At 54.5% G+C, this 9,125-nt stretch carries 5 protein-coding genes and 3 pseudogenes; 7 read left to right on the top strand and 1 reads right to left on the bottom strand.

What is annotated here, in order from left to right; translation table 11 throughout:
- Positions 1 to 222: 222 nt before the first annotated feature.
- Positions 223 to 2,180 (bottom strand): annotated as a pseudogene (gene acs, locus CRI63_RS08175) (acetate--CoA ligase).
- A 393-nt stretch (positions 2,181 to 2,573) separates the two neighbouring features.
- On the opposite strand from acs, the gene nrfA reads away from it, so the two are divergent.
- From nrfA to nrfG, 7 genes and pseudogenes are all read left to right on the top strand, one after another.
- Complete coding sequence (gene nrfA / locus CRI63_RS08165) at positions 2,574 to 4,010, top strand: ammonia-forming nitrite reductase cytochrome c552 subunit (RefSeq protein WP_135519176.1); 1,437 nt, start codon at positions 2,574 to 2,576, stop codon at positions 4,008 to 4,010.
- A 44-nt stretch (positions 4,011 to 4,054) separates the two neighbouring features.
- Entirely contained in the window at positions 4,055 to 4,621 is a 567-nt protein-coding gene (gene nrfB / locus CRI63_RS08160; protein WP_001296647.1) for a cytochrome c nitrite reductase pentaheme subunit, read from the top strand.
- Positions 4,618 to 5,289, top strand: a complete 672-nt coding sequence (nrfC, locus tag CRI63_RS08155; protein WP_000220281.1) for a cytochrome c nitrite reductase Fe-S protein — start codon at positions 4,618 to 4,620, stop codon at positions 5,287 to 5,289. Before nrfB ends, nrfC begins: the two co-directional genes overlap by 4 nt.
- Positions 5,286 to 6,243 (top strand): annotated as a pseudogene (nrfD, locus tag CRI63_RS08150) (cytochrome c nitrite reductase subunit NrfD). Before nrfC ends, nrfD begins: the two are co-directional and overlap by 4 nt.
- A gap of 19 nt (positions 6,244 to 6,262) precedes the next feature.
- Positions 6,263 to 7,982 (top strand): annotated as a pseudogene (locus CRI63_RS08145) (heme lyase CcmF/NrfE family subunit).
- Positions 7,975 to 8,358, top strand: coding sequence for a heme lyase NrfEFG subunit NrfF (nrfF, locus tag CRI63_RS08140; protein WP_135519173.1), 384 nt, complete (start codon positions 7,975 to 7,977; stop codon positions 8,356 to 8,358). Before CRI63_RS08145 ends, nrfF begins: the two are co-directional and overlap by 8 nt.
- Positions 8,355 to 8,951, top strand: coding sequence for a heme lyase NrfEFG subunit NrfG (nrfG, locus tag CRI63_RS08135; RefSeq protein WP_135519170.1), 597 nt, complete (start codon positions 8,355 to 8,357; stop codon positions 8,949 to 8,951). Before nrfF ends, nrfG begins: the two co-directional genes overlap by 4 nt.
- Positions 8,952 to 9,125 lie beyond the last annotated feature (174 nt).

Here is a 9,125-nt window from a genome sequence, read left to right as displayed (position 1 = left end):
GCCTACAACTGTTGCCGAATGTAGGCCGGATAAGGCGTTTACGCCGCATCCGGCAATCAACGCCTGATGCGTCGCTGTCGCGTCTTATCAGGCCTACAGCCGTTGCCGAATGTAGGCCGGATAAGGCGTTCACGCCGCATCCGGCAATCAACGCCTGATGCGCCGCTGTCGCGTCTTATCAGGCCTACAAACCGTTACCGACTCGCATCGGGCAATTGTGGGTTACGATGGCATCGCGATAGCCTGCTTCTCTTCAAGCAGCTTCTCGACCACGCCAGGATCGGCAAGCGTCGAGGTATCGCCCAGGTTGCTGGTATCGCCCGCCGCAATTTTGCGCAGAATACGGCGCATAATTTTGCCGGAGCGGGTTTAGGCAGGGAGTCGGTCCAGTGCAGCACGTCTGGCGTCGCCAGCGGGCCAATCTCTTTACGCACCCAGTTGCGGACTTCTGCGTACAGTTCTGGTGACGGTTCCTCCCCGTGATTAAGCGTGACGTAGGCGTAGATCGCCTGACCTTTAATATTGTGCGGAATACCCACCACGGCGGCTTCGGCAATCTTCGGATGCGCCACCAGCGCCGACTCAATCTCTGCCGTCCCCAGACGGTGACCAGAGACGTTCAGCACGTCGTCCACGCGCCCGGTGATCCAGTAATAGCCATCTTCATCGCGACGCGCGCCGTCGCCGCTGAAATACATATTTTTGAAGGTGGAGAAGTAGGTCTGCTCAAAACGTTCGTGATCGCCAAACAGCGTACGCGCCTGACCCGGCCAGGAATCGGTGATCACCAGACTGCCTTCAGCGGCACCTTCTTGTGGATTACCTTCGTTATCCACCAGCGCCGGTTGCACGCCGAAAAACGGACGCGTCGCCGAACCGGCTTTCAGCTCAGTAGCGCCAGGCAGCGGGGTGATCATGAAACCGCCGGTTTCGGTCTGCCACCAGGTGTCGACCACCGGGCATTTCTCGTTGCCGATCTTCTTCCAGTACCACTCCCACGCTTCCGGGTTAATTGGCTCGCCCACGGAACCGAGAATGCGTAGCGACGAACGGTCGGTGCCTTCAATCGCTTTATCGCCTTCCGCCATCAGCGCGCGAATCGCCGTGGGCGCGGTGTAAAGAATATTGACCTGATGCTTATCCACCACCTGCGCCATACGGGCAGGCGTCGGCCAGTTCGGTACACCTTCAAACATCAGCGTGGTCGCGCCGCAGGCCAGCGGGCCGTACAGCAAATAACTGTGTCCGGTAACCCAGCCCACATCAGCGGTACACCAGTAGATATCGCCCGGATGATAATCAAAGACATATTTAAAGGTCAGCGCCGCGTACACCAGATAACCGCCGGTAGTGTGCAGCACGCCTTTCGGCTTACCGGTAGAACCGGAGGTGTAGAGAATAAACAGCGGATCTTCGGCGTTTATCTCTTCCGCCTGATGCTGATCGCTGGCTTGCTCAACCAGGTCGTGCCACCACAGGTCGCGCCCTTCCTGCCAGTCGATTTTTCCGCCAGTACGCTTCAGTACCACCACATGTTCAATGCTGGTGACGTTCGGGTTTTTCAGCGCGTCATCAACGTTTTTCTTCAGCGGAATACTACGCCCGGCGCGCACACCTTCATCGGAAGTGATCACCAACCGTGAGTTAGAATCGATAATGCGTCCGGCAACGGCTTCCGGCGAGAAGCCGCCGAAAATTACCGAATGCACCGCGCCAATGCGGGCGCAGGCCAGCATCGCGACCGCAGCTTCCGGTACCATCGGCATATAAATCGCCACCACATCACCTTTTTTAATGCCCAGCTCGAGCAGGGTATTGGCGAAGCGGCAGACGTCGCGGTGCAGCTCTTTATAGCTGATATGTTTGCTCTGACTGGCGTCATCACCTTCCCAGATGATGGCGGTACGATCGCCGTTTTCTTGCAGATGGCGGTCAAGGCAGTTTGCCGCCAGATTCAGCGTGCCGTCCTCGTACCATTTAATGGACACATTACCGGGGGCAAAGGAGGTGTTTTTCACCTTCTGGTACGGTTTGATCCAGTCGAGAATTTTTCCCTGTTCGCCCCAAAAGGTATCTGGTGCGTTAATTGATTGTTGGTACATCGCCTCGTACTGCTGAGGGCTTATCAGGCAATGGTCTGCGATGTTGGCAGGAATGGTGTGTTTGTGTATTTGGCTCATGCTTTTGTTCTCCTTGTAGGATGTTAATAATATGTGTCATAAGCGTTAAATGTAGGGGTATTGGCAGTTTTGTTTAGTATTTGGGCGGCAGATCACGCAAAAGTAGAATTGTGCAAATAAACGACAGGATTATTTTTGAAGGACAGCAACAAAAGTTGGCATTTTCTTTCTGGAACATGCAGTTATGCATGTGTTTGAAATGGAGGAAATTACCAACTAACTCTAAAGTGGTATTTTACATGCACTTACAATTGATTAAAGACAACATTCCGCATGTGGTTATTTGTTACACATAGGGGCGAGCAATGTCATGACAGTGTATGTGCGGTTACTGTCATGAAAAAACAATAAAAACTGCCATTGCCTCAATGGCAAAATTTGGATAAAGCCCCTATGACAAGGATAAAAATAAACGCACGCCGTATCTTCAGCTTGTTGATTCCTTTTTTCTTTTTCACTTCTGTTCACGCTGAACAAACGGCCGCTCCCGCGAAACCTGTAACTGTGGAAGCGAAGAATGAAACCTTTGCCCCGCAGCATCCCGATCAATATATCTCCTGGAAAGCCACCTCGGAACAGTCAGAGCGTGTTGACGCCCTGGCGGAAGATCCACGACTGGTGATCCTGTGGGCGGGGTATCCCTTCTCGCGCGATTACAACAAGCCGCGTGGACATGCCTTTGCTGTGACCGATGTTCGTGAAACCCTGCGTACCGGTGCGCCGAAAAACGCCGAAGATGGTCCGCTACCGATGGCATGCTGGAGTTGTAAAAGCCCGGATGTGGCGCGTCTGATCCAGAAAGACGGCGAAGATGGCTACTTCCACGGTAAATGGGCGCGCGGCGGCCCGGAAATTGTCAACAACTTAGGTTGTGCCGATTGCCATAACACCGCCTCACCAGAGTTCGCCAAAGGCAAGCCGGAGTTAACCCTTTCCCGTCCGTATGCGGCTCGCGCGATGGAAGCCATTGGTAAACCTTTTGAGAAAGCCGGACGTTTCGACCAGCAATCGATGGTTTGCGGTCAGTGCCATGTGGAGTATTACTTCGACGGCAAAAACAAAGCGGTTAAATTCCCGTGGGATGACGGCATGAAAGTCGAAAATATGGAGCAGTATTACGACAAAATTGCCTTCTCTGACTGGACTAACTCCCTGTCAAAAACACCAATGCTGAAAGCGCAGCACCCGGAATATGAAACCTGGACAGCGGGCATTCACGGCAAAAACAACGTGACCTGTATCGACTGCCATATGCCAAAAGTGCAGAACGCCGAAGGCAAACTCTACACCGACCATAAAATTGGCAATCCGTTTGATAACTTCGCCCAGACTTGTGCGAACTGCCATACCCAGGACAAAGCCGCCTTGCAAAAAGTGGTCGCGGAACGTAAGCAGTCGATTAACGACCTGAAAATCAAGGTTGAAGATCAACTGGTTCACGCTCACTTCGAAGCGAAAGCGGCGCTGGATGCAGGCGCGACGGAAGCCGAAATGAAGCCGATTCAAGACGATATCCGTCATGCCCAGTGGCGTTGGGATCTGGCGATCGCTTCCCACGGTATTCATATGCACGCACCGGAAGAAGGTCTACGGATGCTCGGTACGGCGATGGATAAAGCGGCGGATGCGCGTACCAAACTGGCGCGTCTGCTGGCGACCAAAGGCATCACCCATGAAATCCAGATCCCGGATATCTCGACCAAAGAGAAAGCCCAGCAGGCCATTGGCCTGGACATGGAACAAATCAAGGCCGAGAAGCAGGACTTCATCAAAACGGTGATCCCGCAGTGGGAAGAACAGGCACGTAAAAACGGTCTGTTAAGCCAATAACCCCGTTCCGCCTCGCAAGGGGCGGAAAACACAATGGAGTGAATATGAGCGTATTACGTTCGTTATTAACTGCCGGGGTGCTGGCGTCGGGCCTGTTGTGGAGCCTGAACGGAATTACCGCTACCCCTGCGGCGCAGGCATCTGGTGATCGCTACGAAGTTACCCAGCAGCGTAACCCGGATGCCGCCTGTCTGGACTGTCATAAGCCAGATACCGAAGGTATGCATGGCAAACATGCTTCCGTTATCAACCCGAATAACAAACTGCCGGTCACCTGCACCAACTGTCACGGTCAGCCATCACCGCAACACCGTGAAGGGGTGAAAGATGTGATGCGCTTTAACGAGCCGATGTACAAGGTTGGTGAGCAGAACAGTGTTTGTATGTCCTGCCATCTGCCGGAACAGTTGCAAAAAGCGTTCTGGCCGCACGATGTTCACGTAACCAAAGTGGCGTGCGCCAGCTGCCATTCCCTGCATCCACAGCAAGATACGATGCAGACGTTAAGTGACAAAGGACGGATTAAGATTTGCGTCGATTGCCACAGCGATCAGCGCACCAATCCGAACTTTAACCCGGCGTCTGTTCCGTTGCTTAAGGAGCAGCCATGACCTGGTCACGTCGCCAGTTTCTCACCGGCGTCGGCGTGCTGGCAGCCGTCAGCGGCACCGCAGGGCGCGTGGTGGCGAAAACGTTGAATATCAATGGGGTGCGTTACGGCATGGTGCATGACGAGTCGTTATGTATCGGCTGTACCGCCTGTATGGATGCTTGTCGGGAAGTGAACAAGGTGCCGGAAGGTGTCTCGCGCCTGACGATTATTCGTAGCGAGCCGCAGGGCGAATTTCCTGATGTGAAATATCGCTTCTTCCGTAAGTCTTGCCAGCACTGCGATCATGCGCCGTGCGTTGACGTCTGCCCGACCGGTGCGTCTTTTCGCGATGCCGCCAGCGGGATTGTCGATGTTAACCCGGATCTCTGCGTCGGTTGTCAGTACTGCATCGCCGCCTGTCCGTACCGCGTGCGCTTTATCCATCCGGTCACGAAGACAGCGGACAAATGCGATTTCTGCCGCAAGACCAATTTGCAGGCCGGTAAGCTACCCGCGTGCGTTGAGGCTTGCCCGACGAAGGCGCTGACGTTTGGCAATCTGGACGATCCCAACAGTGAGATTTCGCAACTGCTGCGCCAGAAGCCCACTTACCGCTACAAGCTGGCGCTGGGAACCAAACCGAAGCTGTACCGCGTACCGTTTAAATACGGGGAGGTGAGCCAATGACGCAGACTTCCGCATTTCATTTTGAATCGCTGGTATGGGACTGGCCGATTGCCATCTACCTGTTTTTGATTGGTATTTCTGCCGGTCTGGTGACGCTGGCCGTGCTGTTACGTCGCGTCTACCCGCAGGCGGGTGGTGCAGACAGTACGTTGCTGCGCACCACGCTGATTGTCGGGCCTGGCGCGGTGATCCTCGGTCTGTTGATCCTCGTCTTCCACCTGACAAAGCCGTGGACCTTCTGGAAGCTGATGTTCCACTACAGTTTTACCTCGGTGATGTCGATGGGGGTGATGCTGTTTCAGCTCTACATGGTGGTGCTGGTGCTGTGGCTGGCGAAAATCTTTGAACATGATTTGCTTGCCCTGCAACAACGCTGGTTGCCGAAGCTGGGGATCGTGCAAAAGGTTCTGAGCCTGCTGACGCCCGTTCATCGCGGACTGGAAACATTGATGCTGGTGCTGGCGGTGCTGCTGGGGGCTTATACCGGCTTTCTGCTGTCGGCGCTGAAATCGTATCCGTTCCTCAATAATCCGATCCTGCCAGTGCTGTTCCTCTTCTCCGGCATCTCGTCCGGTGCGGCGGTGGCGCTGATCGCCATGGCGATACGCCAACGCAGTAACCCGCATTCCACGGAAGCGCACTTTGTACACCGTATGGAAATCCCCGTGGTATGGGGTGAAATCTTCCTGCTGGTGGCGTTTTTTTGTCGGTCTGGCGCTGGGCGATGACGGTAAAGTGCGTGCGCTGGTGGCGGCATTGGGCGGCGGTTTCTGGACGTGGTGGTTCTGGCTTGGTGTCGCCGGGCTGGGGCTGATTGTGCCAATGTTGCTCAAACCGTGGGTCAATCGCAGTTCCGGCATTCCTGCCGTGCTGGCGGCGTGTGGAGCCAGCCTGGTCGGTGTATTGATGCTGCGCTTTTTCATTCTCTACGCCGGACAGTTAACGGTGGCGTAAGCCAGAAAAGAGGTGGTTTCTGGACGTATTCCTTCCTGAAGTCGGTTTTCTGGCGTTGTTGTTAAGTCTCGGGGTCAACGTGTTGACCCCGTTGACGACCTTCGCGGGAGTGTGGTTGCGCTGGCCTGCCATGATGCGACTCACTTGCATCGGCATTCTGGCGCAGTTCGCGCTCCTGCTGCTCGGCTTTGGCGTACTGACGTATTGTTTTCTCATCAGCGATTTCTCGGTCATTTATGTCGCCCAACATAGCTACAGCCTGCTGTCGTGGGAACTCAAACTGGCGGCGGTATGGGGTGGTCATGAAGGTTCGCTGCTGCTTTGGGTGCTGCTGCTTTCCGCCTGGAGCGCGCTGTTTGCCTGGCATTATCGGCAGCAAACCGATCCGCTATTTCCGCTGACGCTAGCCGTTTTATCTCTCATGCTCGCCGCACTGCTACTGTTTGTAGTGCTGTGGTCCGATCCCTTCGTGCGGATATTTCCACCAGCAATCGAAGGCCGCGATCTCAATCCGATGCTGCAACATCCCGGTCTTATCTTCCATCCGCCGCTGCTTTATCTCGGCTATGGCGGTTTGATGGTAGCGGCGAGCGTGGCGCTGGCGAGTCTACTGCGCGGCGAGTTTGATGGTGCCAGCGCCCGAATTTGCTGGCGCTGGGCACTACCTGGCTGGAGTGCATTAACGGCGGGGATCATCCTCGGTTCCTGGTGGGCCTATTGCGAACTGGGCTGGGGCGGCTGGTGGTTCTGGGATCCGGTGGAAAACGCCTCTTTATTACCCTGGCTTTCTGCAACCGCGCTGCTGCACAGTTTGTCCCTGACTCGCCAGCGGGGGATTTTCCGTCACTGGTCGCTGCTGCTGGCGATAGTCACCCTGATGCTGTCGCTGCTGGGGACGTTGATTGTCCGTTCTGGCATTCTGGTTTCGGTTCATGCGTTCGCGCTGGATAACGTCCGCGCCGTGCCGTTGTTCAGCCTGTTTGCACTGATTAGCCTTGCGTCTCTGGCTCTGTATGGCTGGCGAGCGCGGGACGGTGGCCCGGCGGTGCGTTTTTCGGTGTTATCGCGGGAAATGTTAATCCTCGCTACGCTGTTGCTGTTTTGCGCGGTGCTACTGATCGTGCTGATGGGAACGCTTTATCCGATGATTTACGGCCTGCTGGGCTGGGGACGCCTCTCCGTTGGCGCACCGTATTTTAACCGCGCGACGTTACCGTTTGGTCTGTTGATGCTGGTGGTGATTGTGCTGGCGACGTTTGTCTCTGGCAAACGCGCGCGGCTTCCGGCGCTGTTGGCGCATGCGGGCGTGCTGTTATTTGCCGCGGGGATCGTGGTCTCCAGCATTAGCCGTCAGGAGATCAGCCTGAATTTACAGCCGGGTCAGCAGGTGACGCTGGCAGGATACACCTTCCGTTTTGAACGCCTCGATCTGCAAGCCAAAGGCAATTACACCAGCGAAAAAGCGATAGTGGCACTGTTTGACCATCAGCAACGCATTGGTGAACTGACGCCGGAGCGGCGTTTTTTACGAAGCACGCCGTCAGCAAATGATGGAGCCGTCAATTCGCTGGAACGGCATCCATGACTGGTATGCGGTCATGGGTGAAAAAAACGGAGCGGATCGTTACGCTTTTCGTTTGTATGTACAAAGCGGTGTGCGCTGGATCTGGGGGGGTGGATTGTTGATGATTGCGGGCGCGTTATTAAGCGGATGGCGGGGGAGGAAGCGCGATGAATAAAGGGCTTCTCATTTTGCTGCTGCTATTTACCTGTTTTGCGCGCGCTCAGGTCGTAGACACCTGGCAATTTGCCAATCCACAACAACAGGAACAGGCGTTAAATATTGCCAGCCAGTTACGCTGCCCGCAGTGCCAGAATCAAAACTTACTGGAATCCAACGCGCCGGTGGCGGTCAGTATGCGCCATCAGGTTTACAGCATGGTGGCGGAGGGGAAGAACGAAGCCGAAATCATTGGCTGGATGACCGAACGATACGGAGATTTTGTTCGCTATAACCCACCGTTAACGGGTCAGACGCTGGTGTTGTGGGCGCTGCCAGTGGTGTTGTTACTGCTGATGGCACTGATCCTCTGGCGAGTGAGGGCGAAGCGATGAAACAGCCTCAAATACCGGTGAAAATGCTGACAACACTCACGATATTGATGGTATTTCTCTGTGTCGGCAGTTATCTGTTAAGCCCAAAATGGCAGGCGGTACGTGCGGAGTATCAGCGTCAGCGCGATCCGCTACATCAGTTTGCCAGCCAGCAAACCCCGGAAGCGCAGCTTCAGGCATTGCAGGATAAAATCCGCGCTAATCCACAAAACAGCGAACAGTGGGCGTTACTGGGCGAGTACTATCTGTGGCAAAACGATTACAGCAATGCGCTGCTGGCGTACCGTCAGGCGTTGCAACTACGTGGTGAGAACGCTGAACTGTATGCGGCGCTGGCGACGGTGCTTTATTACCAGGCCAGCCAGCATATGACCGCCCAGACTCGCGCAATGATCGACAAAGCCCTCGCGCTGGACTCTAACGAAATCACCGCCCTGATGCTGCTGGCTTCAGATGCGTTTATGCAGGCGAACTACGCGCAAGCCATCGAACTATGGCAAAAAGTGATGGATCTCAACTCACCGCGAGTTAACCGAACACAGTTGGTTGAGTCGATTAATATGGCAAAACTGCTACAGCGGCGATCGGATTAATCATCCGGCGTTGGAGATTATGTCATTGAGCTGCATAAAAAATAATCGAATGAACATATGCCAAAAATAATCACTAATCAGTATTATTGCAGATTAAACAAATAAAAATCTTTCCATAACAAATGGTTATTCATTAATCCTGCCATAAACTCGCGTTATTATGCATTAATGCAG

This window comes from Escherichia sp. E2661 (assembly GCF_004745185.1).
In the GTDB taxonomy this organism is placed as follows: Bacteria; Pseudomonadota; Gammaproteobacteria; order Enterobacterales; family Enterobacteriaceae; genus Escherichia.
This window is presented reverse-complemented; position numbering and strand designations above follow the sequence as displayed.